At 62.8% G+C, this 25,433-nt stretch carries 27 protein-coding genes; 9 read left to right on the top strand and 18 right to left on the bottom strand.

The window, feature by feature from the left end; all coding sequences use genetic code 11:
- Positions 1-31: 31 nt before the first annotated feature.
- Genes H7C86_RS07395 through H7C86_RS07435 form a run of 9 tightly spaced genes read right to left on the bottom strand, consistent with a single transcriptional unit; the run spans position 32 to position 8,647 of the window.
- On the bottom strand, positions 32-1,942 hold the full coding sequence (locus H7C86_RS07395; RefSeq protein WP_182261323.1) for an SEC-C domain-containing protein: 1,911 nt from the start codon (positions 1,940-1,942) through the stop codon (positions 32-34).
- An 18-nt stretch (positions 1,943-1,960) separates the two neighbouring features.
- Positions 1,961-2,638 carry a GAP family protein gene (locus H7C86_RS07400; RefSeq protein WP_182261324.1) on the bottom strand — a complete coding sequence of 226 codons (678 nt, stop codon included), beginning with the start codon at positions 2,636-2,638 and terminating at the stop codon, positions 1,961-1,963.
- 49 nt (positions 2,639-2,687) lie between these two features.
- Positions 2,688-4,250, bottom strand: a complete 1,563-nt coding sequence (locus tag H7C86_RS07405) for an acetolactate synthase large subunit (RefSeq protein ID WP_182261325.1) — start codon at positions 4,248-4,250, stop codon at positions 2,688-2,690.
- Positions 4,247-4,987: an enoyl-CoA hydratase/isomerase family protein gene (locus H7C86_RS07410; RefSeq protein ID WP_182261326.1), complete on the bottom strand. Its 741-nt coding sequence runs from the start codon at positions 4,985-4,987 to the stop codon at positions 4,247-4,249. The genes H7C86_RS07405 and H7C86_RS07410 overlap by 4 nt, the downstream gene beginning before the upstream one ends.
- Positions 4,988-5,039: 52 nt before the next feature.
- Positions 5,040-6,614, bottom strand: coding sequence for a polyamine aminopropyltransferase (locus H7C86_RS07415; protein WP_019745423.1), 1,575 nt, complete (start codon positions 6,612-6,614; stop codon positions 5,040-5,042).
- The gene (locus tag H7C86_RS07420; RefSeq protein WP_019745424.1) at positions 6,614-7,117 is read right to left on the bottom strand and encodes a DUF350 domain-containing protein; all 504 of its coding nucleotides are present in this window, start codon (positions 7,115-7,117) and stop codon (positions 6,614-6,616) included. Before H7C86_RS07420 ends, H7C86_RS07415 begins: the two co-directional genes overlap by 1 nt.
- Positions 7,114-7,491 (bottom strand): DUF4247 domain-containing protein, encoded by a 378-nt coding sequence (locus H7C86_RS07425; protein ID WP_044480673.1) that lies wholly within the window; start codon positions 7,489-7,491, stop codon positions 7,114-7,116. The genes H7C86_RS07420 and H7C86_RS07425 overlap by 4 nt, the downstream gene beginning before the upstream one ends.
- A gap of 26 nt (positions 7,492-7,517) precedes the next feature.
- Positions 7,518-8,018 carry a DUF2617 family protein gene (locus H7C86_RS07430; protein ID WP_182261327.1) on the bottom strand — a complete coding sequence of 167 codons (501 nt, stop codon included), beginning with the start codon at positions 8,016-8,018 and terminating at the stop codon, positions 7,518-7,520.
- Positions 8,015-8,647, bottom strand: coding sequence for a DUF4178 domain-containing protein (locus H7C86_RS07435; RefSeq protein ID WP_019745427.1), 633 nt, complete (start codon positions 8,645-8,647; stop codon positions 8,015-8,017). The genes H7C86_RS07430 and H7C86_RS07435 overlap by 4 nt, the downstream gene beginning before the upstream one ends.
- A 171-nt stretch (positions 8,648-8,818) precedes the next feature.
- On the opposite strand from H7C86_RS07435, the gene H7C86_RS07440 reads away from it, so the two are divergent.
- The gene (locus tag H7C86_RS07440) at positions 8,819-10,132 is read left to right on the top strand and encodes a YhgE/Pip domain-containing protein (protein ID WP_021345628.1); all 1,314 of its coding nucleotides are present in this window, start codon (positions 8,819-8,821) and stop codon (positions 10,130-10,132) included.
- Positions 10,133-10,231: 99 nt separating this feature from the next.
- A complete protein-coding gene (locus H7C86_RS07445) occupies positions 10,232-11,608 on the top strand; it encodes an NAD-dependent succinate-semialdehyde dehydrogenase (RefSeq protein WP_021345629.1) in 1,377 nt (458 codons plus the stop codon).
- Positions 11,609-11,707: 99 nt separating this feature from the next.
- On the opposite strand, the gene H7C86_RS07450 is transcribed toward H7C86_RS07445, so the two are convergent.
- Positions 11,708-11,986: a hypothetical protein gene (locus tag H7C86_RS07450; protein ID WP_182261328.1), complete on the bottom strand. Its 279-nt coding sequence runs from the start codon at positions 11,984-11,986 to the stop codon at positions 11,708-11,710.
- A gap of 49 nt (positions 11,987-12,035) precedes the next feature.
- On the opposite strand from H7C86_RS07450, the gene H7C86_RS07455 reads away from it, so the two are divergent.
- A complete protein-coding gene (locus H7C86_RS07455; protein WP_020970887.1) occupies positions 12,036-12,479 on the top strand; it encodes a hypothetical protein in 444 nt (147 codons plus the stop codon).
- Between the two features lie 4 nt (positions 12,480-12,483).
- On the opposite strand, the gene H7C86_RS07460 is transcribed toward H7C86_RS07455, so the two are convergent.
- Positions 12,484-13,317: an alpha/beta fold hydrolase gene (locus tag H7C86_RS07460; RefSeq protein WP_182261329.1), complete on the bottom strand. Its 834-nt coding sequence runs from the start codon at positions 13,315-13,317 to the stop codon at positions 12,484-12,486.
- A gap of 75 nt (positions 13,318-13,392) precedes the next feature.
- Between H7C86_RS07460 and H7C86_RS07465 the strand changes: the two genes are divergently transcribed.
- The 5 genes from H7C86_RS07465 (at position 13,393) to H7C86_RS07485 (ending at position 19,287) form a co-directional block, all read left to right on the top strand.
- Complete coding sequence (locus H7C86_RS07465) at positions 13,393-13,872, top strand: MarR family transcriptional regulator (protein ID WP_141488342.1); 480 nt, start codon at positions 13,393-13,395, stop codon at positions 13,870-13,872.
- Complete coding sequence (locus H7C86_RS07470; protein WP_097386833.1) at positions 13,869-14,501, top strand: allophanate hydrolase subunit 1; 633 nt, start codon at positions 13,869-13,871, stop codon at positions 14,499-14,501. The genes H7C86_RS07465 and H7C86_RS07470 overlap by 4 nt, the downstream gene beginning before the upstream one ends.
- The gene (locus tag H7C86_RS07475) at positions 14,498-15,361 is read left to right on the top strand and encodes a biotin-dependent carboxyltransferase family protein (protein ID WP_084325378.1); all 864 of its coding nucleotides are present in this window, start codon (positions 14,498-14,500) and stop codon (positions 15,359-15,361) included. The genes H7C86_RS07470 and H7C86_RS07475 overlap by 4 nt, the downstream gene beginning before the upstream one ends.
- 47 nt (positions 15,362-15,408) lie before the next feature.
- Entirely contained in the window at positions 15,409-16,959 is a 1,551-nt protein-coding gene (locus tag H7C86_RS07480) for a bifunctional 3'-5' exonuclease/DNA polymerase (RefSeq protein WP_182261330.1), read from the top strand.
- A gap of 102 nt (positions 16,960-17,061) precedes the next feature.
- Positions 17,062-19,287: an MMPL family transporter gene (locus H7C86_RS07485; protein ID WP_046379348.1), complete on the top strand. Its 2,226-nt coding sequence runs from the start codon at positions 17,062-17,064 to the stop codon at positions 19,285-19,287.
- A gap of 3 nt (positions 19,288-19,290) precedes the next feature.
- On the opposite strand, the gene H7C86_RS07490 is transcribed toward H7C86_RS07485, so the two are convergent.
- From H7C86_RS07490 to H7C86_RS07505, 4 genes are read right to left on the bottom strand one after another with little or no spacing between them, the layout of a single operon-like run.
- Positions 19,291-20,136 (bottom strand): DNA-3-methyladenine glycosylase, encoded by an 846-nt coding sequence (locus tag H7C86_RS07490; RefSeq protein WP_020970893.1) that lies wholly within the window; start codon positions 20,134-20,136, stop codon positions 19,291-19,293.
- Positions 20,133-20,732, bottom strand: coding sequence for a methylated-DNA--[protein]-cysteine S-methyltransferase (locus tag H7C86_RS07495; RefSeq protein WP_133727148.1), 600 nt, complete (start codon positions 20,730-20,732; stop codon positions 20,133-20,135). The genes H7C86_RS07490 and H7C86_RS07495 overlap by 4 nt, the downstream gene beginning before the upstream one ends.
- The gene (locus H7C86_RS07500) at positions 20,729-21,283 is read right to left on the bottom strand and encodes an RNA polymerase sigma factor (RefSeq protein WP_020909250.1); all 555 of its coding nucleotides are present in this window, start codon (positions 21,281-21,283) and stop codon (positions 20,729-20,731) included. The genes H7C86_RS07495 and H7C86_RS07500 overlap by 4 nt, the downstream gene beginning before the upstream one ends.
- On the bottom strand, positions 21,270-21,770 hold the full coding sequence (locus H7C86_RS07505) for a methylated-DNA--[protein]-cysteine S-methyltransferase (RefSeq protein ID WP_182261331.1): 501 nt from the start codon (positions 21,768-21,770) through the stop codon (positions 21,270-21,272). The genes H7C86_RS07500 and H7C86_RS07505 overlap by 14 nt, the downstream gene beginning before the upstream one ends.
- 144 nt (positions 21,771-21,914) lie before the next feature.
- On the opposite strand from H7C86_RS07505, the gene H7C86_RS07510 reads away from it, so the two are divergent.
- A complete protein-coding gene (locus tag H7C86_RS07510) occupies positions 21,915-22,460 on the top strand; it encodes a ribulose 1,5-bisphosphate carboxylase large subunit (protein ID WP_095973117.1) in 546 nt (181 codons plus the stop codon).
- Here the strand turns inward: H7C86_RS07510 and H7C86_RS07515 are convergent, their stop codons facing one another.
- The 3 genes from H7C86_RS07515 to H7C86_RS07525 are packed head-to-tail and all read right to left on the bottom strand — an operon-like array spanning position 22,461 to position 25,428.
- The gene (locus tag H7C86_RS07515; RefSeq protein WP_020970896.1) at positions 22,461-23,198 is read right to left on the bottom strand and encodes an SDR family oxidoreductase; all 738 of its coding nucleotides are present in this window, start codon (positions 23,196-23,198) and stop codon (positions 22,461-22,463) included.
- On the bottom strand, positions 23,195-24,220 hold the full coding sequence (locus H7C86_RS07520) for a phosphotransferase family protein (RefSeq protein WP_021345641.1): 1,026 nt from the start codon (positions 24,218-24,220) through the stop codon (positions 23,195-23,197). Before H7C86_RS07520 ends, H7C86_RS07515 begins: the two co-directional genes overlap by 4 nt.
- Entirely contained in the window at positions 24,217-25,428 is a 1,212-nt protein-coding gene (locus H7C86_RS07525) for an acyl-CoA dehydrogenase family protein (RefSeq protein ID WP_182261332.1), read from the bottom strand. The genes H7C86_RS07520 and H7C86_RS07525 overlap by 4 nt, the downstream gene beginning before the upstream one ends.
- Positions 25,429-25,433: the final 5 nt, after the last annotated feature.

A 25,433-nucleotide genomic window follows, 5' to 3' on the forward strand; every position in this document is an offset into this window, starting at 1 on the left:
CCAACTTTAACGGGGTCGACTCGATACATCGTCACCGGTCATCGGTCGAGTGATCGGCGCCTCCACGCGACTCGCGGACCAGTTCTTCGGCGTCGAGTTCCTCGGAAGCGAGAACCTCGAGTACCCTCGCAGCCTGCGATTCCGAGGACATGACGACTACGCCCACCGCAAGCGCGCCAGTGGGGGCCGTCAGGAGCCTGGCACTGATCAGGTCGCCGGGCTTTACTTCGACCGGGTGAACAACGGTGACGGTTTCCTCGGACACACGATCGAGCAGCACGACGCCGGTGTCGGAAGTTTCGATCACCTCGTACACCGACCTCCTGACCCCGAGCCACTGTGCGGCTGTCACTACTTCCGCCTCGGGAAGTAGTTCGCTGCGTCTGGCCAGGAAGTCGGCAAAGATCCCACCCTCGAACAGAGCCACGTCCAGTGCCGAGCCGTCGAAGATCGTGGCGGCGATCAGTTCGTCCTCGGAGAGATTCGCGTTTTCGAGATCGTCGAGCCCGGTCACGACGTCGACGAATTCGGAGGCAAACGCAAACAGGCACGCCTTCTTGTACAACCAGCGACCATCTGCCTTGACCGATTCATCGGCCTTTCCGAGGTGGCAGACCTTGTACTTGCGGCCGGAACCGCACCAACACTTGTCGTTTCGCCCGAGTTCCGGGTGATCGGCTGGGACGAAGTCCTGCAGTACGGCGTAGAGATTCTCTTCACTTCCGCCGTCGATCCGCCCGAGCAGTGACAGCGCCCGGGTCGCGTCGCCGCGGTCCGACGCGAACTGAGCCAGCTCGAACAAGGCCGGACCCCAACCGGATTCGGCAAGGAGCGCTTTCTCGTAGTGCGCCTCCGCTTCGAGGACGCGCCCCAGCCGATCGACGGCCTTACCGGCGAGCCAATGAGCCGCCGCCCTGACCGACCGTGGCCCTCGCTCGGCCAGTTCGGAGGCAAGCGCTTCGAGGATTGCGTCGGTCACCGGGTCCTGATTCCGAAATCCGAGATCGAACACGGCCACTGCAGCACCCGGATCTGCCAGTGAGACAAAGAAGTCCGGGGCGGCGCTGACGTGACGGCGAGCCCAGTCCACGATGTCGAAGTCGGCGATGACGGCATCGGTGTATCCGCGGTCCGCCAGATCGACAAATGCAACAGCAGCGACGGCCTCGTCGTGGGTCAGGTCGTAGGTACTGGCGACCAAAGCTGTCCGAATCTGCAGGTCGTAGGCATCGAAGTCGAATCCCCGCCGAGCCAGTAGTTCACGCTCGTGCTCGTAACCTGCCGCCTCGAAGATCTCACCCAGCGGCGCAACAGGAACCGTGAAGAGAGACGGATCCTCGAGCAGGAGTTGCCAGCACACCGAATCCAGGGCCTCGACTCCGTCCTCCTCGAAGAGTTCGCCGAGCGCCGGAGCAAGATCGGGTTCGTCCTCGATCTCGACCAGACGAAACGCAAGTCTTCCGTCTTCGACTGCCAGGCCGATGAGATCACCGTCGGCGCACTCGCCGAGGGTTCCGGCTGGAAGAACCACAACTCGTCGACTCCGGAAGGGAGCAGCGCCACGTTCCACGGCTGCTTCTTCCGCCAGGGCCACCCGGATCGCCCCGTCCTCGCCGTCGCCGAATGCCAAGATCGGTTCCAGATCGGGGCTCGCGTCGAGGACGTCGGACGCAATCTCGAGCTCGCTTAGCCGGTGAGTGAACACGAGCCCTTCGAGGACCGTGTCGAGGGCGACGTACTTTCCGTTGGGCAGGTACCCGAGCATCGGTTCGGACAGATACTCGAGCACGTCGGCCAACTCGGTCGCAGTTCCGTACTCCTCGAGATGGGTCGCCCACTCTTCGAGACTCAGCGGGCCTTGCTCGCGCAGAACAGCCAAAGCAGCGGAGGCAATGGAACCAGCAGCGTCGGAACCAGCGGTTTCGTCGTCGAAATCAGTCACCCGCCAATGGTAGGCGACTTATTGCAGTCCACTGAGCCCCTCGCCCAGCACGGTCGCACCGAGGATTGCCAGGATGACCGCCATCATCACTGCGTTGTTCGCGGTCATCCATGACTTCGCTGATGCGAGGATCTCGTCGGCTCGCTTGCCGGAGAACACCTTGACCAGGATCGGCGACGCGATGCCGACGCTCGCGAGGACCGTGAAGATCACCGCGGCAACAATCTGTTGGGCAACAACATTCGTGGCGACCGCGATAGTGGCCGCACCGGATACTGCCAGCGCTGCATTTTTGGGATTGACCGCCGCGGACAAGAACGCCAACCCGAACGCCTTCCGCGGAGTCAAGCCGTCGATGCTCTTCATCCACTTCGGAACTGTCGGATCACTTCCGTCCCTCGGACGCGCTCGCCACTGCTTGTACGCCAATCCGAACAGAACGAGCCCCAACACGATTCGTACGACGCTCGACCACACCGAAGTCTGCGACGACTCCGACTCCGCAAACGAATAGTCCGCGATCACGATCGTCACCGCAACGACTGCCGAGATTCCGAGGACCCACCCGAGTAGAAAAGATGCCGCCCCTCGATGTGCTCCAGCGGTGATCATGACGAGCACGATCACCGCCATGGGCATCGAGACGAAAAGCAAGCCGAGGGCAATCGGAAGAGACAGACCGATCGCAGCTAGCACCGAAAACCTCCAGTTGAATGCACGATCGACGATCGATTCGAGGTCGAAATCACGACGGCGGAGGCAGCATGACCTCGATGAGATGCGGGCCGGGTTCCGCCAGCGCTGCGGCAAACTGTTCGGCCAACTCCTCCGCTGTGTTCGCCCGCGACGCGGGCACTCCCAACCCCTCGGAGATCTTGACGTAGTCCATGTTCGGAGACGACAGATCCAACATCGACTGTGCGACGACGCCGCCACCTTCTGCGCCGACTCGTTGCAGTTCGCCACGCAGAATGGCGTACGCGCGATTGTTGAGCAGAATCGTCGTGACGTTCAACTGTTCTCGCGCCTGCGTCCACAACGCCGTGATGGTGTACATCGCGCTTCCGTCGGCTTCGAGATTGATCACCGGCCGCTCCGGCGCTGCCACAGCGGCGCCCGTCGCCACCGGGATGCCCTGGCCGATGGCACCTCCGGTGAGCGTGAGCACGTCGTGGCGCGGCGCTCCGGCAAGGGCAATCGGGATCGCCCAACCGGAAGTGGCCGCCTCGTCGGAGATGATGGAGTCGTCCGGCAGCAGGGCCCCGATCACGTCGGCCCAATTTCGCACGTCGAGAGGCCCGCTCGGCAGCGACGGCCGATTTGCCTCCTGCAGAACGGGTTCCACTCCGGGTGCCACGAGTTCCGCCACTGCTTCCAACGCGCCGACAACATCGTCGCTGACATTCGCCAGCGTTGTCACCGCGGCGCCGTCCGGGACCAGATCGCTCGGTTTTCCGGGATACGCAAAGAACGAGACCGGCGAAACCGCGCCGGCCAGGACGAGCTGAGTTGTTCCGCGAAGTTGTTCGGTGGCGTGCTCGGCGAAGTATCCCAAGCGCTCGAATGACGGTAGTCCCGCACCGCGTTGAAGCCTGGCCGGAAAGGTCTCGACCAGAATCTGTGCACCGGTCGCGACTGCAATTCGGGAAGCGGCGCGCAGTCCGGCTTCGGAACACGCTACGCCGCCCAGCAGTAGCGTGGCGCGCCCCTCGGCATTGAGCGCGCCTACCACCGAGTCGATCTGTGCTGCAGTTACTTCCGCCCGCCCCGGTTTGTCTCGAGGACCCGCAAGAACTCCACCTTCGCTCCACGAGACGTCGGCGGGGAGGACAAGTGTGGCAATGCGTCCGGGCGGATCCATGGAGGCGGCAACGGCGTCGGCCGCATCGCTACCGACGGTCGCGGTGGAGTCGGAACGTCGACTCCATCCCTCCAGCCACTCGGTCAGCGCGTCGATATTCGATTCGAGTGGAGCGTCGAAACCGTGGTGGTAGGTCGCGTGGTCCCCGACGATGTTCACGATGGGGGTGTGGGCGCGGCGCGCGTTGTGAAGGTTCGCCAGTCCGTTCGCCATTCCGGGGCCGAGATGAAGCAGCGTCGCGGCAGGCTTTCCGGCGATACGCGCGTACCCGTCCGCGGCACCGGTGACGGCGCCCTCGAACAAGCCGAGTACCGCACGCATCTGGGGAACGGAATCGAGTGCGGCAACAAAATGCATCTCGGACGTTCCGGGATTGCCGAAGCACACCTCGACACCCGAGTCGACCAAGCTCTGGATAAGCGATTGTGCACCATTCATTTCGGTCACCTCTTCTTCATGAAAGCTGCGAAGGCTTCTTGCGCTTCGTCGGATCGCCGCCGTCTCGCGAAATGATCCGACTCCACGTCGATGGTTTCCAGCAGGGCATCGAGATGTGGGCGGCGGAGGAGCATCTTCGTCAGCGTCACCGATTCAGCCGGGGAGTCTGCAATGCGCACCGCGCGCTCCAATGCCACGTCGAGCGCGGTCTCGGCCTCCACAACGCGATTGATCAGGCCGGCTTCGGCAGCCTCCTCCGCCCCGAACATTTCTCCGAGCATCAGTAGTTCCGTTGCCCGCTTGAGCCCCGCGATCTGCGGCAACAGGTAACTCGATCCGCCCTCGGGCGAGAGCCCGAGCGGAACGAACGGCAATCGGAATCGTGTACCTCGCCCCGCGAATGCCAAGTCGCAGTGCAACAACATCGTGGTGCCGATTCCGACTGCAAACCCCTCGACCGCTGCGACAATCGGTTTGCGTGCGGTGACGAGTGCGATCAGCAGGTCTTTGGCCTCGCCGCCGTCTCTCCCGGCAGTGTCCTGGAAACTTCCGATGTCGTTGCCGCTGGTGAAGACACCACCGGCGCCCGTCAGCACCGAAACCCGCACTGCGTCATCGTCGTCAGACTCCCGGATCGCGTTCGTCAGTTCGCGGTAAGTCTTGGGGTCGAGCGCGTTGCGCCTCTCCTGGCGATCCATCGTGAGCAACCGGACTCCCGGTGCGTGCTCCTCGCTCCGAACAGTCATCCGTACCTCCGTCGTGGCCGAGAGTCTCGATTCAAGCTACTCGGTCGGGAGTTCAGCGTTCATAGCCCTTGCGCATATCGTCGACGATGCGCGGTCGGTCGAGTGTTGACGGCTCCATTTCCCGCCTCGGGCGATCGCGAGGAAACACCGAGGCCGACGCAAGGGTGGGCTCGTCGAGGAACCGCAGGTTCGGCACATCAGCGGGCAGACGAAGCTCGGGCGGCGTGGAACCTCTTTGCGCGAGCACGTATCCCCAGTCACCGAAGCTCGGCACGAAAACGTGATAGGGCGAGACGCTCAGTCCGACAGCCGATACCGTCGACACCGTTCTCCAGTACGCATCCGGCGTCGAGTACGGACTGCCGGACTGGACGACCATCAGCCCGCCCGGATTCATCGCGGCAGCGGCAAGTCCGTAGAACTCCATCGAATACAAGCGGCCAAGTGCGGGGGTGTCAGGATCCGGGAGGTCGACGATGACCGCATCGAAGCCTGGATCCGGACGCTCGCGCAACCACCGAAACGCGTCGTCGAGTACGACGTCCACCCGTGGATCCTCGAGTGCTCCCGCGTTCAGATCACGAAGACGCGTGTTGGCCAACTCGATGACTGCCGGATCGAGTTCCACCTGAACTATCTGCTCGACGCTGTTCATTCGCAGCACTTCTCGTGCAGCGAGGCCGTCACCTCCGCCCAGAATCAGCACGCGCCGCGGGTCGTTGACCAGGGCCGGATACACCAGCGACTCGGTATACCGATGCTCGTCGACACTGGAGAACTGCAGGTCTCCGTCGAGGAACAGTCGCACGTCGTTTCCCCGCTCGGTGACGACGATTTCCTGGTACACCGATCGCTCGGCGGCCACCACGGGATCGGTGTAGAGCCGCTGCCTCGACGTGGTCTCGATGTCCGAGGCCGCGATCAGCAGCCACCCGATCAAGCTCGCCGCCAACAGCATTGCGACGACGGCGATCAATCGTGCACGCAGGCTGAGCTGCCACCGAAGAAGTATCAGCGCGACAACTGCCGCAGCCACGAGATTGATCATGCCGGTGAGTGCGGCGCCGCGAATCATGCCCGCCCACGGCAACAATACGAACGGCCACAGGAGGCCGCCGATCAGCGCGCCGAGATAGTCGGCTGCATTGAGGTTGGCCAATACCTTTCCGGTGCTCTGTGCGTCGTTGTCGCTGCGACCGGACTGCAACAGCGTCATCAGCAGAGGCACTTCGGCACCCACGAGGATACCGATCAGCGCGGTCGCAGCCACCAGAACTGCTGCGCTGGAACCGAAGAACGTGAAGGTCACGTACAGCGTGACGGCACTGAATCCGCCGATCAGCCCGAGCAGGATTTCGACGGTCACAAACGAGATGGCCGCATGCCCCAACAGCGGTTTGGCGGCCAGCGCTCCGATACCCAGCGCCGCAACAAATCCCGCGACGATCAACGACGTCTGGGTGATGCCGCCGCCGGTCAGACTCACGCTGAGCGTCAACAGGGCCAGCTCGTAGATCAGGCCGCACGCCGCGCACGCGGCAACAGCCGCAAGGAGAAGCACGCGTGCGCGTGAGCCGAGCATCGTCGAACGCTCGGCAACTTTCACATCGCGATCAGCGGCAACCATCAGGTGAGCGCTGCGGCGTTCACCAAACCGATGGACAACAAGCTCACACCCACCGCCCACGCGGCGCCGCACATCTTCGGATCCTGCACCAGTGCAACCAACTTGCCGGGAAGAAATGCGTTCATCAAACGCAGCGCGATCGCTTGCAACACGATCGCGAACAGTCCGTACACCGCGGAGTCGGCGAGTCCCTGGGCAAAGCCGTCCGAACTGGTCAGGATTGCCGTCACCACGATGATCGCCAGCGCAAGATGGTTGGAAGCCAACAGAATCGCAGCGTTCGGGTTCTTGTCGACGTAAACCTGGTGGCGGAGATTTCCGGGTGTCATAAGGTCGAGGACCAGGAATCCCGTCGCCAGAACCGCTACGCCGACGACGAAGTAGGCGAGGGTGCCGAGAACGCCCCCGACGAGCAATGCCGGATCCACCGTTCCGATCTCGACGGAAGTGGATGCAAAGATGTTCGTCACGCCGTTCTCCTTCTCATTGAGCACTACCGTCATTTGGCACTACCCGAGCCGCCGCTGCCACTACTTCCACCCGCCGGGGATCCCGGGTTGAAGCCCGGTCCCAGGTACGCGTATCCGCCGCTGCGATACGTGCCGTCGATGTCCTCTACCTTGATGGTGCTGCCACCGCCCGAAGCCGAACTGACAGTGACGATGTCATCGTCGTAGCGCAGGTATTCGTTGCCGCCGTCAGCACTTCGCGCCGCTGGTTCGTCCGCGTCGACAATCCGTGAGACGGTCGTGCCCACTGGATCTTTCGACGAGTACAACACGACGTCGCCATCCTGGGACGTCTTGGAATAGTTGTCCGCGATGAAGTCTTTGGCTCCACCACCGCACGCCGACAACATAATTGCGGCTGCCACCATCACCGGAGCAAACCACGTCCGCCCCCTCACGGGCGCCACCTACTGCGCGTCTTCACGATCACTCCTGTCCCCTCCCCCGGGTACAAATGCCAACTCTGCCAACTCCACCCCTGGCGGTCTCGCACGCCACACAACGCGGTCAACGCTGTGTCGTCGCCGGGAAAGGATCCGCAGATCCAACCGTCCTGGCCGGCGGACTCTCTCAACGATGCAGCTTCCGAATCGAATTCGACTCGGTCCAGGATCAGCGACGAAGACTCGAACCGGTAGTTTCCCGTGGACTCCACTGACGGCAAGGGTTCACCGCCGGCGGCAAGAGCATCGCACGAAACCTGCTCGGTCAGTTCCTTTCCCGACGCCCGGGCCGTCACCACGTGAGATGCCCCGAGCACTCCGAGTGTCAACGTCGCATCGGAAGTTTCGATCACCAACTCGGCGAGGGTCGGCGGCGAGGGGGCTCCCAGCACCAACCCCAGTGCCGAGGCATTCACGTCGGTCGGTTCCACATCGAGTCGATACAGACTCATTCCGGTGGGCCCGAGTGGATGACGGTGAGTTCGCTGCGGGTGACCGCACGTCCCGTGGAAACCTCCCACGACTGTCCGCGCGCCCACTTCTCGAATGCGATCAGCCCGGTCTTGTCGGCGGTCGCGTAGTCCGCGTATTCCATCGAGCCGGAGGGGGCCGTACCCGTCGTACCCTCGGCCGTGAACTTCGCCGTTCCACTTTCGATCTTGCGGTGAACCTTGTCGTCGAGAATGACGTCGCCGTTCGGGACCAGGTTGGTTCCTTCTCGACGCATCCAGAGAGTCATCTCGAGTTCGCCCTCGTCGTCCTCCACTGTCAGCCAACGACGACCGGTCGACCCGTCGAGAAGGTGCTCACGCCAGATGTATCCCTCTTCGTCGAGCGTGATGGTCCCTCGAACAACGTGGTCGATACCCGCGTACGTGATGATGTCGCCGACCCCGATCTTGTGGGGGTCGTACACCTCGGGATAGTCGGCGAGCGGGTCCACGCGAGCATTCGGCTTCCCCTGGCGTCCACGCAGGACCACAAACGCGACGGCAGCGATCACTACGAGTATCAGGACAACTATCAGCACGTTGGTCAACGGTTTCTCCGAAATCGTCTCGGCAGGGTTGCCGCGGGCCATACCCTACCGATCCGTTCTCAGCCTTTTCGGATGAGACTGCCGGCAAGCTGACCCGCCGCCGGCCGGGCAGGTCTCCAGCGCCGTGGGCAGATCGAAAGACTGCCCCGGCGCACCTTTGCGTTTACGCTCAGCCCGAGGAACTCCGCGCGAAAGAAAGCCGGTCGACTGACGATGAGCAAGAACACGGAGCCGTCTGCCCGCACCGTCATGCACACACCACGATTCTGGTTGACGCCGTTGATAGTGGTCACCCTCTTGATGTCGGCGCTGGCAGCGCTGTACATGGGCGGAATACTCGACCCCAAGAAACACCTGGACCAGTTCCCGATCGCCCTGGTCAACCAGGACGAAGGCGACACCCTCCCCGGCGGCGACCCCGCCGACCGCAAGAATTTCGGAAACGACATCGTCGCCGGCCTCGAAAACGGAATCGACCACCAGAAGATCGACCTGCAGCAGATCGGTATCGCCGAAGCCCAATCTCGGTTGAACTCCGGCACGCTGTACGGCGCGATCGTGATTCCCAGTGATTTCACGAAGAGGACGATCATCCTGGCGGAGGCCAGCGTCGTCGCCGGTGACGTAGAGCAACCGATCATCACGATCTACACCAATCCGCGCGCCGGTTCCGTATCCGCATCTCTGGTCCAGTCGATCGGAACTACAGCCCTCGCCTCGGTCAACAAGAACATGGGCGAGCAACTCACCACCCTGGTCACCCAGCAGTTGGAAGCGGGAGGCACCGGAACCCAGATCTCAGGAGCGAGCCGCCTGCTGCTCGAAAATCCGGTGAACGTACTCACGGTGGCCCACGATCCGCTTCCCGACGGCACCGGATTCGGTTTGGTTGCATTCTATTTCGCGCTGCTGTTGGTCCTTGCGGGATTCACCGGAGCAACCGTGGTCAATTCCTTGGTGGACGGCATGCTCGGATATGCGCCTACCGAATTCGGTCCGCTCTTCGTTCAGAACGACGTTGTGGGTATCAACAGGTTTCGGACGCTGCTCGTCAAATGGGCGTTCATGATCGTGTTGTCCGGCATAGTCTCCGCGTTGTTCCAGTGGATCAGTCGCGCCCTCGGAATGCCGGTCACTCACGGGCTTGCATTGTGGGAGTACGGCGCGCTGGTCATCACTGCAGTCGGCATCACGGCGATGTCGGTGATGGCCGCATTCGGCTCGTTGGGCATGTTGATCAACCTGTTCGTGTTCGTCATCCTCGCGCTGCCCTCGTCCGGTGGCACCATCCCCCTCGAAGCCAGCCCCAGGTTGTATGCCTGGCTGGCGCAATTCGAGCCGATGCACCAGATCTACATGGGTACGCGATCGATCCTGTTCTTCGGCGCACGCGGTGAGGCAGGGCTGCTGCATGCCGTCTGGATGACGTTGGTGGGTCTACTGATCGGCGTCGTACTCGGCATCGTGACCACCCGTTTCTACGACCGCAAGGGCTACGAACGCACCCATCGCCCCAAAGTGGCGTGAGATGGTACCCAGCCGGGATTTGATCGAAACCTGTTGGGCCGATTCAATGTGATTGCGCGTTTCGGGAATCTTCGACCCCCTTCCGCACGTTGTACAACTATGGCTAATTACAAAACAGTCAATCCCGCGACAGGTGAAACCGTCAGGGAATTCGATACTTTGGATGACGCCGGAGTTGAAGCCGCACTTGCGAACACGCATCGCGGCTACTTGACCTGGCGCAACAGTGCGCCACAGCAACGTGCGGCAGTCCTGAGCAAGACCGCCGAACTGTACACAGAGCGGGCGGACGAACTGGCCCGAATGATCTCGTTGGAGATGGGTAAGCCGGTCCGCGAGGCCAAGGGCGAAGTACAACTCTCGGCCGCGATCTATCAGTGGTACGCAGACCACGGTCCGGCGTTGCTCGAGGAAGAACGGCTCGACGTTCCCGGGGCCGAGGAGTCGGTTGTGTACCGGCGACCGATCGGTGCCCTGATCGGCGTCATGCCGTGGAACTTCCCGTACTACCAGGTCGCCCGCTTCGCGGCACCGAATCTCATGCTGGGCAACACGATCATTCTCAAGCACGCGTCCAACTGTCCGCAGTCGGCTCTGCTGATGGAAGAGATCTTGCGACAAGCCGGATTGCCGGACGACGCCTACGTCAACGTCTTCGCGACCAACGAGCAGATCGCGGACATGATCGCCGATCCACGAGTTCAAGGCGTGTCACTGACTGGCAGCGAACGCGCCGGCACCAGCGTCGCCGAAACTGCGGGACGCAATCTCAAGAAGGTCGTCCTCGAACTCGGCGGATCGGACGTGTTCATCGTCCTCGATTCCGACGACATGGATGCCACCGTCAAGTCCGCAACCAAGGCGCGTCTGTCCAATGCCGGCCAGGCCTGCAATGCGGCCAAGCGTTTCATCGTCACCGAAGATTTCTACGACGACTTCACCCGCAAATTGGCGACGTCCTTCGAATCCGTTTCTGCCGGTGACCCGTTGGACGAATCCACCGTCCTGGGCCCGCTGTCCTCACAGAGCGCGGCAGACACTCTGATCGAGCAGATCGACGACGCTGTGTCCAAGGGAGCAACGCTGCTCACCGGTGGGAAGAAGATCGACGGCCCGGGCGCCTACGTTCAGCCGACGTTGCTCGCAGACGTGACCCCGGACATGCGGGCTTACAGCGAAGAACTGTTCGGACCTGCCGGCGTCGTCTACAAGGTCAAGTCGGCCAGCGAGGCTGTGGAACTTGCCAATTCGTCGGTCTACGGTCTGAGCGGGTCCGTCTGGAGCAGCGATCTCGATTCCGCCCGGTCGGTCGCTGCCGATCTCGACGTGGGAATGGCGTTTGTCAACGAGCACGGAACGACGTTGCCCGGTCTGCCCTTCGGCGGAGTCAAGCGCTCCGGAGTCGGCCGCGAGCTCGGTCCGTGGGGAATGGACGAGTTCGTGAACAAGAAGCTGCTCCGCGTCTCCAAGAAGTAGCTCGGTGCAAAAGTAGCGCAATACAAAGGAAGGCCCTGATCTCTGTTGAGGTCGGGGCCTTTCCTCATATCCCACGGACCAGCAAGAGCAATGCCCTGGTCACTCGCTTGCCGGAGTGACACTCCCACGAGTGAGGCTCCACCCGAACCTCGTCGCGATGACAGCTGACAGCCAGCCCAACAGCGCACCCACCAGTGGAGCAGCGATCGCGGTGTAGATCGCCTCGTTGGAAACACCAACCGACACGGCGGAGTCACCGACAAAGGCGAAATCGGTTCGGGAGGCGACGGACGCCAACTCGATCAGGCCGGAGACAACAATAATCAGGAACCCCAGCAGGAAACCGAAGCCGACCAGAAGAAGATGAAGTGCACGCATCCGATCAGTCTGCCTGTAACACCCATCCAGATAAAACCGACCTGCTGGTATGACACTTTCACGAATCGCTCGCACTACCGTGATCGCCGCCGCCATCAGCGCGAGCGCCGCCATCTGTTCCGCGACGTCAGCTTCCGCGGACGTAGTAGACGTCACGGTCCTTCCGGGTCTCAGTAGCGGGCCGACAACGCCGTACGGGGCGGGCTGCACGTATCTGGTGGTTGCCAGGACAGCAGCGTTGGACGAGTCGAACGTCTCGATTGTCGACCTGAACCGGGCGTCGACCATGTTCCCGCAGGAATTGATCTGGGACACCGTCAATCCCTATTTCACCTTGCCGGTTGTACTCGGCCACGCCGTCACGCTGTGGACTCCGACCGCACCCGGCGAACATTCTCTGATGGCCTACCAGACGTCCGCGGGCGGGCCGGTCACAACGGTCGATGTCAATCCGGCCACCCCGATCGGTCCGGGGTGCGTCGTCGCACCCTGATCCGCTAGCCCTCCAAGAAGTCGACGAGCACTCGGTTGAGTTCATCGGCGGGAACCATCGGAATACTGTGATGTGAAGCATCTTTCAGCACCTCGACACGTGCTGCGGGAATCCTCTCCCGCACCGACGTCGACACCGTTTCCGCATCATGCACCCGTCCGTCCTGTGCGAGGACCACCAACAACTCGACATCCAGTGCGCTCAAGTCCTCTTTCGAAGGACGTTGAGGCACTACGAGATCGGGTCGCGGTAGATCCGAAGTGCCCACTTCCACAAGAGACAGCCAGTCGGAGTCGATACTCAACTCACCTGTCTCCCACTCCAACAGTCGCTTTCGGCGTGCTCGCGACGGGGACAGCAACAACGGAAGCGCACGCAGAAGGTAGCCCGCCTTCATGCCGGCGAAACTCGAATTAGGATCGAGCAGAACAAGTTTCCCGACACGATCCGATCGATGCAGCGCAAAGGCCAACGCAATCATTGCGCCGTAGTCGTGTCCGATCACATCGACGGTGTCGGCGCCGGTGCAATCGACTATCGAGTCCATCCACTCGATCAGATCGTCGACGGACTTCATCGGATCACCATTGGGAATGCTGAGTCCGGCATCGCCCAGGGTGTCGACGGCAAAAACACGCCGGGATTTCGACAGCGCCGCAACGTTGTCGAACCACACCGTCGAAGTGGCACCTCCCCCGGGCAGAAGGATCAACGGCCGCGAGTCTTCAGGTCCACAGACGTTCACATGCGTTCGGCCGAACCGGCCTGCGAGATCCACACCCAGCGGTTTTTGCGGCCATTTGGTCAGTACGGCGTCGTATGCGCGATTGAAGTCCATTCCCCACCCCCATTTTCTCTCGACTATCGAGATAGTAGACAATCGAGAGACAACACACCAGGGCTGGAGGCATCCATGAGCGTCGGCGATGCAGAAGACGAAGCGATGGCGATCGTCCACTCGCTTCGCGCACTGACCGTCGACTTGAACGTGGCGGTTTCCGGCTTTGCGAACAAATACAAAATGCACTCCACCGACGTCCGCGCACTGATCTGTCTTCTCGATGCCGAGCGCTCGAACACATCGGCGACGCCAGGTTGGTTGGGCTCACAGCTCGGGATCAACTCGGCGTCGGTGACTGCACTGGTCGACCGGATGGTCAAAGCGGGGCACGTAGCTCGGGAGCGGGACTCGGAGGACCGCCGGCGAGTGATCTTGCAGGTCACACCATCGGCGGTCACTCTGGGCGAGAGCTTCTTCGGCCCCCTCATTTCACGGGCTGCGAGCACCGTCGGGAATTACACCGCGGCCGAGCGAGCCACCATCGCGAGTTTCATCGTGGCGATGCGAGCGGACGTGGAGCGGACTCGAATCGATCGGGAGCCCTCCCTGTGACTCGCATACTTCCCGCGGGAGAACGCGCATTTCTCGTAGACCTCGATTCCGAAGCTGACGTTCTCGCGTTCACCGAAGCACTGACGCGTAACACCCCGGTCGGGGTCGAAGACTTCCTCCCCGCAGCTCGCACGGTCCTGGTCACGTGCACCCCGGCGGCAGATCTCACGTACGTCCGGAAGTGCTTGAACGATCTCGAGCAAACCAATTCTGCCGCGACCACAGACGAGCATTCCGAGACGGATGCACTCACCATCGCCGTCAGGTACGACGGGCCCGACCTCGACGACGTCGCACAGTCACTCGGAATGAGCCGTTCCGAGGTGGTTGCGGCCCATACCGGGGCGATGTGGCGTTGCGCCTTCATCGGATTCGCACCCGGCTTCGCCTACCTGACTTCAGGCGACACTCGGCTCGACGTTCCACGTCGAACTCAGTCGCGAACCGCAGTGCCAGCCGGTTCCGTCGCCCTGGCCGCTGGATACAGCGCGATCTACCCGCGGGCATCGCCGGGTGGCTGGCAGATCATCGGGAGCACCGACGCCGTGATGTGGGACCTGAACTCAACGCCACCGGCCGCCGTTCAGCCCGGGTGCCGCGTGCGCTTCGTCAACGAGGACGACCGATGAGCGGTCTGGAGATACTCGACACCGGGCCGCTGAGCTTGATCCAGGACCTCGGACGGACCGGACACCTTCGCTCGGGCGTCGGGGTTTCCGGTGCTGCGGACAGGCGATCGCTCAAACTCGGCAATCGACTCGTCGGCAACGACGAGGGCGCGGCAGGCGTCGAGGTCCTTCTGGGCGGGCTGAGCATTCGGGCGCAGCAACAAGCAACGATCGCGTTCACCGGGGCGCCCGCACAGGCCTACCGCGACGGCGTTCCGGTCGGGCATTCGAGCGTGATCGCTCTCGACGTCGGTCAGACCGTCCGCCTCGACTACGCACCGAGTGGCCTCCGGACGTATCTGACCGTCCGGGGCGGCATTGTGGTTCCCGAGATCCTGGGATCGCGCAGCACCGACACCATGTCCGGGATAGGTCCGGCGCCTCTCGAGCCCAAGGTTGTTCTCCCGATCGGGCCTTCGCCGACCGCGTTCTCGCTCGTCGACCTTGCACCAGTTCCACCGATGACAAACGAGACTCTCGACATTCGAGTCGTATTCGGGCCGCGCGCAGATCGATTCACCAACCCCGAATCGCTCCTGCGGGGGAATTGGGCGGTCTCCACCGATTCGGACCGAATCGGGGCGCGACTCGATCGTGTCGGCACCGACGAACTGCTGCAACGAACGAATGACGCCGAACTCCCCACCGAAGGCGTAGCGCTCGGATCGATCCAGGTCCCACCCAGCGGCCAACCTGTCGTGTTCCTCGCCGATCACCCGATCACCGGCGGGTATCCGGTGGTCGGAGTGGTCGCGGACGCAGATATCGACCGACTCGGCCAAGCCCGCCCGGGTCAGCACATCCGGTTCGTCGGGGCCTGAGCAGCGCCGAGCGATGGCGTGTCGGACCCTGCCGTCACACTGATGTCGTGCGAGTTGTCCTGGTCCCCGGTAGTACGACGTCCACGGGAGCTGTGACGGCAACTGTCCTACGGACCGATCCCGGTGGAACGCCGCTCGCCGATCCCGTCGAATACCCCGACCTGATCGCAGCGGTGCGCACCATCGAGGAAGCCGAGCACCCGCGGTGGGTGTGGCCGAGTACGGCGACCGTGTACCCACCGCTATTGCGGGCAGGCGTACGGGTTCAGCGGTGCCACGACATCTCCCTGACCCGCGCGATACTCGGAATGCGCGTCGGCAAACCGTCACCGCCTGCCGAGGAGTTCGACGACGATCGACTCGGACTCTTCGACACTGCACCCGTTCTCGATCCCCTCGCCGTCGTCACCGAATTCGCCGAGCAGCGCGCAACCATCGGCGCGGACGCTCGACTGGACTTGTTGATCGCAGCAGAATCGGCCGGCGCTCTCAGCGCCGCCGAGATGACGCACACGGGCCTTCCGTTCTCGACGCAGAAGCATCGCGAACTCCTCGAAGAACGGCTGGGGCCGCGGCCGACGGGATACGACCTCCCCGCTCGTATGCAGGAACTTGCCGCACAGATCAGTGAGGTCTTCGGGCGCACCGTCAATCCTTCGTCTTCGGTGGAGATCACCGATGCGTTCGGGCGTCAGGGCATCGAACTTCCGTCGACGCGCAAGTGGTTTCTGCAGGAGATCGATCATCCGGCTGTGCCGCTACTCCTTCGTCATCGCGAACTCGCCAAGCTGTACAGCACCAACGGGTGGCAGTGGATGGACAGTTGGGTGCGGGGAGATCGATTCCGTCCGATCTACGTTCCGGGTGGTGTCGTGTCCGGCAGGTGGGCGAGCCGGGGCGGCGGGGCCCTCCAGATTCCTAAGACCATGCGCTCGAGCGTCGTCGCCGATCCGGGCCACGTGTTCGTCGTCGCCGACGCCGGTCAGCTCGAACCCCGAATTCTGGCCGCCATGTCCGGCGACCGCCGCATGATGGCTGCCGCCGGCGACGACGATCTGTACGCACTTGTCGGTGCCGAAGCCTTCGGCGGGGATCGCGCAAAAGCCAAGGTCGCAATCCTCGGAGTCCTGTACGGGGCGACGGCGGGTGAAGCCAAAGCACTGCTCATCTTGTTGCGGAAGCGATTCCCGGTCGCCGTCGAGTACGTCGAGCAAGCTGCCAAGGCAGGTGAGCGCGGCGAGGTGGTGAAGTCACTGCTCGGCCGGGCCTGTCCCCCACCGTCTCCCGACTTCTACTCCCACGGCGACGCTCATGCCCGCGGTCGTTTCACGCGAAACTTCGTCGTTCAGGCCACTGCGTCCGAGTGGGCGTTGTGCCTGCTCGCCGACCTCAGGCGACGCCTCGCCGAAGATCCGGACGGCGAGTTGGTCTTCTTCCAGCACGACGAAGTGGTCGTGCATACCCGAAACCCCGAGTCAGGTGCCGCCCACGTGCTGGCCGCTGCGGCTTCGGCAACTCGATTGTTGTTCGGCGACACAGTCGTTCGTTTTCCCATGGACGTCGCAGCCCGCGAGACTTACGGCAAAGGCACTTCGTAGCGTCGTCAATTCCACTCCAAGTGGTTCCACCGCGCCCGTATTGCGTGTTCTACTGGAAAACGTTGCTTTGTTGGTGCTGGTCGACTGCGTTCGAGGAGAACCATGACCAAGCTGGATACAACTGATGCAGAACGGAACGAGCGCGGAACGGTCAAACGCCGTCGACTGCCGATCTTCACCGTGATCGCGCTTGCAATCTTTGCCTTCGTCGCAGGCGGATTCGGCGGTTCGTTCCAAGGCAAACTCGCCGAGGTTCAGAAGAACGACAACGCCTCGTACCTGCCGAGTTCCGCAGAATCGACGATCGTCAGCAATCAATCCGCGAACTTCCTCGCGGTCGAGACGATCCCTGGTTTTGTTCTGTTCCATCGAGATTCGGCCCTCACCGAGGCGGACAAATCTGCAATCAACTCGGCGTACGGCGCTATTGCCGGCATCTCCGGAGTAGACGCCGACGGAATGCAACCCACTCAGTACTCCGCCGACGGCACAACTGCGTCGATCTTCGTGCCACTCGTCGCCAAGGACGGAGACACATCCGTGGCAGGCGATGTCCTGGCGACCACCGAGCAGAACGTCATCGACGCAGCAAAACAAGCAGCTGGTGATGTCGAGGTACTCCCAGCCGGGCCAGGTGGGCTACTCGTTGCGTTCATCGACGCCTTTGCCGGTCTGGACGGAGCGCTCCTTGGCGCGGCGCTCCTGGTCGTGATCCTCATCCTGCTTGTCGTGTACCGATCGCCGGTGTTGTGGTTCTTCCCGCTGTTCTCCGCGCTCCTCGCCATCGGCTTGTCGTCGATGGTGATCTATTTCCTCGCGAAAGCCGAATTACTCACTCTGACCGGACAATCTCAAGGCATCCTTTTCGTGTTGGTGATCGGTGCCGGTACCGACTACGCCCTACTCTTGATCTCTCGCTATCGCGAAGAATTGCACACGTATCCCAACCGCTTCGACGCGATGATCAAGGCCTGGCGCGAGTCTGCGCCGGCCATCACCGCTTCGGCTGTCACCGTCATTCTCGGTCTGCTCTGCCTGACGTTCTCTCAACTCAACTCCAACAAGAGCCTCGGACCCGTCGCCGCCATCGGGATCGCCTGCACCTATCTGGTGATGATGACGTTCATGCCGGTCGCTCTGGCCGCCACCGGACGGTGGGTCTTCTGGCCGCGCAAGCCCAAGGTCGATCACGCCGCAGACCTTACGACGCACGGGATGTGGGGCAAGATCGCCGAGGCCGTCGGCAGCAAGGACCGCCCACTGTGGATCGGCGCCACAGTCTTGTTGATCATCCTGTTCGCGGCCGGGATCGGCAGTCTCAAAACCGATGGCCTGACATCCACCGAAAGCTTCACCAATCGTCCGGACGCTGTTGTCGGACAGGAACTCTACGACTCGAAGTTCGATCCCGGAGCCGGCGCACCGGCCGTGATCACCGCAAACGCCGACCAGGCCGACGCCGTCATCAAAGCAGCCAGCGGCGTCGAAGGTATCTCGCAGGATCCCGGCGCCGTCTGCACCCAGGTGGACGTCGCAAAGGTCAGCGAGCTGATCAAGACCAACCCCGCTGCCGTCGCACAAGCCGCCGCTGCGGGTTGCGCCCCTGCGGCTTTCACCGTTGCACCGATCGACGGCCGAACCATGATCAATGCAACCCTCGCCGACTCTTACGATTCGCCGCAGGCACTCGAAACTGTCAAGCGACTGCGGACTGCCGTCCACGACGTGCCCGGCGCCGACGCGCTCGTCGGCGGCAGCACGGCCACCACCCTCGATGTCCAGGCGGCCTCGGTCCGCGACAGAAACCTGATCATCCCGATCGTGTTGGTGGTGATCTTCCTGGTCTTGGCCGCTTTGCTCCGTGCTCTGCTGATCCCGGTGATTCTCATTGTCACCGTGGTGCTTTCCTTCGCGGCGACGCTCGGTGTGAGCGGATTCTTCTTCACACACGTATTCGGGTTCGCCGGGGCGGATCAATCGTTCCCACTGTTCGCCTTCGTGTTTCTGGTCGCTCTGGGTATCGACTACAACATCTTCCTGATGACCCGTGTGCGAGAGGAGACCGGAGAATTCGGCACCCGCGCAGGTGTCCTGCGCGGTCTTGCGGTCACCGGGGGTGTGATCACCTCAGCCGGAATCGTCTTGGCCGCAACATTTGCCGTACTGGGCATCCTGCCGCTGGTCTTCCTCGCCGAGATCGGATTTGCCGTGGCCTTCGGTGTGCTGCTCGATACGATCATCGTGCGCAGTGTCCTGGTGCCTGCGCTCTCTCACGACATCGGGAAACGTATATGGTGGCCGTCCGAACTGGCCCGCGCGAAAGATTGACCACTACAGAAACGCTTCCTTGGTCCACAGATGAAAGAGTGCGTACGCTCGCCAGGGTCGCCAGCGCTCGGACAACGCTGCGGCTTCTTTGCCCGACGAGACCCCCAACGCTCGCTTCAACACCAGATCGTCGGGTACGAAGGCGTCGCGATCACCGAGAATTCGAACAGTGAGATAGTCAGCGGTCCACGGTCCGATTCCCGGTAGCGCCAACAACTCTTGTCGAAATTGGACAGGATCCGCATCCCAGGAGAGATCGAGACCGTTCGCTGCCGCAGTTGCCAACGTGTGCACTGTTCTTGCGCGCACTGTGGTCAATCCGACGGCTTTCTGTATGTCCTCCGGCGATTGCGCTGCAACCGCGTCCGGATCAGGGAAGGCAAGAAACTCCCCTTCCACCGGCGCTCCGAATGCGCTGACAAAACGACCACCGAACGTCCTCGCTGCGGCGAGCGAAACCTGTTGCCCCAGAACGGTGAGCACTGCGGTCTCGAAACCGTCCACCGAGCCGAGCACCCGCAATCCTGGACGGGCGGCAACGAGTGGGGCCAACAACTCATCGCTACCGAACGCTGCTTCGACAGCAGTGTGATCGGCGTCGAGGTCGAGCCAACGACGCACGATCACCTCCAGCACTGCGGAATCCTCCGCCGGCACATCGGAATCCATGACGACACCGTCGTCTGTCCACGACACCGACACGACAACCGGGCCGGAAGGCAACGGTATGACTCTGGTGTGAACACCGTCGTCGTGACGCTCGAGGCCTGCGACGCAGTGAGCCCGCAGGGCACCGGTGAGCGGTTCGACTGCGTAGGGTGCCTGAAAGCGCAGCGTCACTGCGCTCACCGGCCGGCTTCCAGATCCAGCAAAATCGCTTTCAGTTCGGGGCCGCCGGCGTACTGCCCGAGGCTGCCGTCGCTGCGCACCACCCGGTGACACGGGACCACCAACGGCAGCGGATTCTTTGCGCATGCGGTCCCCACGGCACGCACGGCACGTGGGCTTCCCGACGCTGCTGCGACCACCGAATAGCTTGCAGTGTGGCCGTATTCGATCTCGGGGAGATGACGCAACACTTCGCGTCGGAACCCCTTCGCGAGTTGGAAGTCCAAGCGCAGATCGAATTCTCGACGCGCACCGGCAAAGTACTCGTCCAACTCGCGAGCGACAGTGTCCAGCCTGCGCGGGTAATGAAGCACACGGGGGCTGACGGTGTCCGCCAAACGTTCCAGAACGAGGTCGTGCCCTTGGACGGCAAAGGCAACCCGCACCAGGCCGACATCGGTCGCCGCCAGGAGCAGCTTTCCGACCGGCGAATCGACGGTTCGATATGCCACGTCGATCAATTCAGCTTCGGACGCCTGCGCAGCCAGGCGCGCCCGTAGGCGGATCATGGCGTCGGCGTCAACGGCTGGAAGCGCCTCGAACACATCGTTACTCATGAGTGACTCCCTTCCGCAGCGGTAGCGGACAAGTAGGTTCTTCGTAGTGTGGCGATACCGTCGGCACCCGCGCGTCTGGCGGCCGCCGGGGTGTTGCCGAGGATGTCCGCGATCTCTGCGTACGGCAGCCCACCCAGAAAGTGATAGGCGACTGCCGCACGTTGTTTGAGCGGTAGCTGTTCGAGTGCGTCCCAGAGTTCGTGATCCCACGTTCCGGGTACGCCGATTCGCGTCGGCAACTCCGGAACCTCGTCTGTCGGCACGGCCACGCGGGCGCGCACTCGGGTGATGTCGATTGCCTTGCGGTGCGCGATGGTCACCAGCCAGGCTTCGATGTTCGCGTCCGGATTCAGATCCGGATATGCCCGCATCGCTGCGATGAACGTCTCGGACCACGCGTCCTCGGCGTCGACGGGACCGACCACCGCGCGGCAGACACGGAGGACCACTGCACCGTATTCGGTCACGACGTCTTCGAACGGTTTGAGTCTCACGATCGGTAGACGTTCCCGATCACCGAATTGTGAGCCGAGCGCATCAGAAGAGGACATCCGATTCGCCGCCGTGCTCGCGGTCGAGCAGGAACCGCTTGCGTTCGAGGCCGCCGGCGAAACCGGTCAGACTTCCGTCGCTGCCGACCACACGATGGCAGGGAACGATGATGCTGATCGGATTCTTGCCGTTTGCCGCGGCGGCGGCACGGATCGCAAGCGGGTTACCCAAAGTTTGCGCGAGCTCCATGTATGTCCAGGTTTCGCCGTACGGGATCGTTCGCAAGGTATGCCACACCCGCTTCTGGAACTCGGTACCCACGGGCGCCAGCGGCACGGAGAACTCCGTGCGATCACCCTCGAAGTACTCGGTGAGCTGCGATTCGACTTCACCGAAGACCGCCGCGGAACGATCACCGAACGTGGACTCGTCCGGCTTGTGGCGATGCTCCGCCATGTACAGCCCGCAGAGGTCGTCACCTGCTGCTACCAGCGTCAACGCCCCGATCGGCGAGTCGATCACGGTGTGCGTACGGATAGCCGTCATGTCTCGATCCTTCCAGGTTGCGCGGTGCAGCAGGCAGCGGGTGAATTGATTGTCCGCGCCGGCACCGACACCTCGAAGACGCCGCTGGCCTCGTGAATGTGAGATTTACCTGTACTTTGACGTCACATCAGGCAGTATCGAGGGATGGCTCTAGTTTTGCCCGGCAGCTCCACCGTCGTCCGCTCCGTCGGCGACGTGGTGCACTGGTCCCTGTCCACGGTCGCTTTTGCGGTCACCCTGCCCGCTCGACTCGAGGCGCTCCTCTTCTCGGTCGAGAGGTTGGTGGCACGCATCAACCAGATCGCCGACAACGCCGACCGCGTCGTCATCGGAGCCGCCGCCGTGACCGTTCGAGCTGAGACGCTGGTCGAGGCCGTCGAGCAGACCTCGGACATCGCGGGACAACTCCTCGAGATCTACGAGCCCATTGCGTTGCAGCTCGCGCCGCTGGCGGCCAGATTCGCCGACGACCTGTCCGAGGCGGAGGTCAGCGCCGCGATCAAACTGATCGACCAACTGCCGGAGCTCACCGACCGCGTGACCGCGGTGCTGCCCATCCTCGGAACCTTGGACTCCGTCTCGCCCGAGATCCACGAACTCCTCGGAGTGGTGAAGGACCTGCGTCAGGCGATCGTCGGAGTGCCCGGCTTCCACTTTTTCCGCAAGCGGGGCGAAGCCAAGCTGGATTGATCAGGCCGAGTAGCCGTTGGTTCCGGCTCGCGTCATGACGACCTTCGGAACCACTGCTCGAGACGAGAGCTTGAGCAGTCCGTCCACCAACTCCACGATGTCGTCGACCTTGATCATGGTCTCGGGTGTGATCCGATCGTGCGTCCACGCCGACATGTCCGTGTCGACGTAACCGGGAGCAATGGCCGTCGCGCTCACTCCGTTTCCGGATTCCTCGGCGTTGAGTGCTTCGACCATCGAAATGAGTGCAGCTTTGGTGGCTCCGTAGACGGCCAGACCGCTCTCGGCGTAGACGCCGGCCATCGAGGCGAGAGCGATCACCTTTGCTCCGCCGGCGAGGTCCGCGTCCGCCGCTGTACGCAGGAGCGGCAGCGACGCTTGCAATAGTGCGAACGGTGTCCGGAGATTGACGGCAACGGTCTTGTCGAAACGTCGCATGGGGTAGTCAGCCACTCGCCCACTGGTTCCCACTCCGGCGTTGAGGACGAGGGCTCGCATGGAGCCGAACCGCTCGCCGTGCGTGGCTACGAGTGCTGCGGCGAAGTTCTCGTCCGCCATGTCGCCGGCCGAGACGACGACGTCCGGCGATCCGGCGCGCGTAAGTTCTTCGGCGACAACGGCGAGCCGTTCGGCATCACGCGCCGTGATGGTCAGCCCGTACCCTTGCGAAGCCAAGCGTGTTGCGATGCCGAGCCCGATTCCCTTGGAGGCGCCGGTGACCAGTGCTGATCGAGTCATTCGAATTTCCCTTGCAGTGCGTTGAGTCCGGCCGAGATCAGTTCCGGCACAGAAGATCCAGCCTTGTCGAATCCCCCGCCGACGGTGGCTCCTGCTCGGAATCGGTGATCGATGCCCTGCGCCACGACTGCGAGTTTGAAGAACCCGAGCGCCATGTAGAAGTTCCAATGCGCCAGTTCACGACCCGAAACGGACGAATACCGTTGCGCCAGATCGACAACGGACGGTAGCGACGGGCTCGTCCACGCGGCAGGTTCACCCAGAACCAGATCCAGCGCGGGATGCCGATAGACGCACATCATCGCGATGTCCGCCAGCGGATCACCCAGCGTCGAGAGTTCCCAGTCCACCACTGCGGCAACCTTGGTGACGTCGTTCGCCGCGAGAATCGTGTTGTCGATCCGGTAGTCGCCGTGCACGATCGACGAAGCCGATTCAGCCGGAATCAATTCCGCGAGGCTCGACGCCAACCTGTCCACATCGGCCGAGTCCTCGGTCTTGACGCGTGACCATTGACCGGCCCACAACTTCACCTGACGGGCTACGTAACCGTCGGGTCGGCCGAGTTCGCCGAGACCCACTGCGTTGTAGTCGACGTCGTGCAGGGCAGCGAGAACACGCACCAACTCGTCGGTGCACTGCGTGACCAGCTCTGCCGGAACAGCTTCCAACTCGGTTTTGGTCCGGATCACTTGACCGGTGACGAACTCGACCACCGTGAACGACGCACCCATCACCGAGGCGTCCTCGCACAGCACGACGGTCGGGGCGACCGGCACGGCGGTGTTCTGCAACGCCGAGGTGATTCGGAACTCGCGCGCAACGTCGTGCGCCGACGGCGTGAGGCCGGCCGTGGGTGGACGACGCAGAATCCACTTCGAGTTGTCGTCGAAGATTCCGTAGGTGAGATTGGATTTGCCGCCTGAAATCAGTTCGGCTCGCAACTCACCGCTCACCTCGACGCCTGCGGCTTGCAGATACTTGTGGAGCGCCGCGAGATCGAGTCCTGGGAAGTCCGTCACTTCGACTCCTCCCGAGCAGCGCGCTTCGCAGCGCCGACAACACGTTTCGCAATTGCCCAGCGATGAACCTCGGACGGACCGTCGTAAACGCGGAAGGGACGCACTTCGCGGGACAACCGTGCCAGCGGCAGATCGCCGGACACGCCCATTCCGCCACACATCTGAATGGAGCGGTCGACGATCCGGAAGATCGCCTCGGCCGCGTAGGTCTTGGCGATGGACGTCGCGTTGCTCGCGTGCCCGCCCTGATCGAGTTCGAAGCAGGCCTGCACCAGAAGTGCGCGACTGGCTGCGATGTCGATCTCGTTGTCGGCGACCATCTTCTGGATCATTCCGAGATCACCGAGTTTCGAGCCGAAGCCTTCTCGTTCGGCAACCCTGGCCACGGCGACGTCGTGGCCGCGGCGCGCTGCACCGAGCCAGCGCATCACGTGCGTCATCCGGGCGGGACCGAGACGAACCTGCGCGTAAGCGAAACCCTGATCGACCTCACCGAGAACGGCCTCGTCGGGAACGAAGAGATCCTCGAACGTGACCTCGCAGTGCCCGCCGATCATGGCCTTGTCGAGGGTGTCGATGTGTCGACCCACGATGAGACCCGCTGTGTCCGTCGGCGTCAGGAACATGGTCGCTCCGCCGCGCTGCCCGGGCTCGCCGGAGGTGCGCGCCATGATGATGAAGAATCCGGCGCCGTCGGCGCCGGTGATGAACCATTTCTTACCGTTGATCTTCCAGCCACCGGGGACTTTCTCGGCGCGGGTGTTCAAAGCCGAGGGATCGGATCCCGCTCCCGGCGCGGGTTCGGTCATGGCGAATGCCGACCGCATGTCCCCGCTTGCGAGCGGCGCGAGGAACTGCTGCTTCTGTGCTTCGTTCGCGACGTGGGCCAGCATGTGAACATTGCCCTCGTCCGGCGCAGCGATGTTGAGCGCCGTCGGCCCGAAGAGCGAGTAGCCGGCTTCCTCGAAGACAGGCGCGCGATCACTCATGTTGAGTCCCTGGCCGCCGTACTCGATCGGTGCATGCGGTGCGAAGACACCGGCTTCTTTTGCTGCCGCCTGCATCTCGATGCGGATGGCATCGCCACCCGCGACGGCGATGTCACCGGCGTGTTCGTCTTCGATGGGGAGCACTACGTTGCGCGTGAAGTCGCGCGTCTTCTCGATCAGCGCCACCACCTCGGGCGCGTACGTCAGATCGATTGCCACCAGCC

The sequence above is a fragment of the Rhodococcus sp. UFZ-B548 genome (assembly GCF_903819475.1).
Lineage (GTDB): Bacteria > Actinomycetota > Actinomycetes > Mycobacteriales > Mycobacteriaceae > Rhodococcus_F > Rhodococcus_F erythropolis.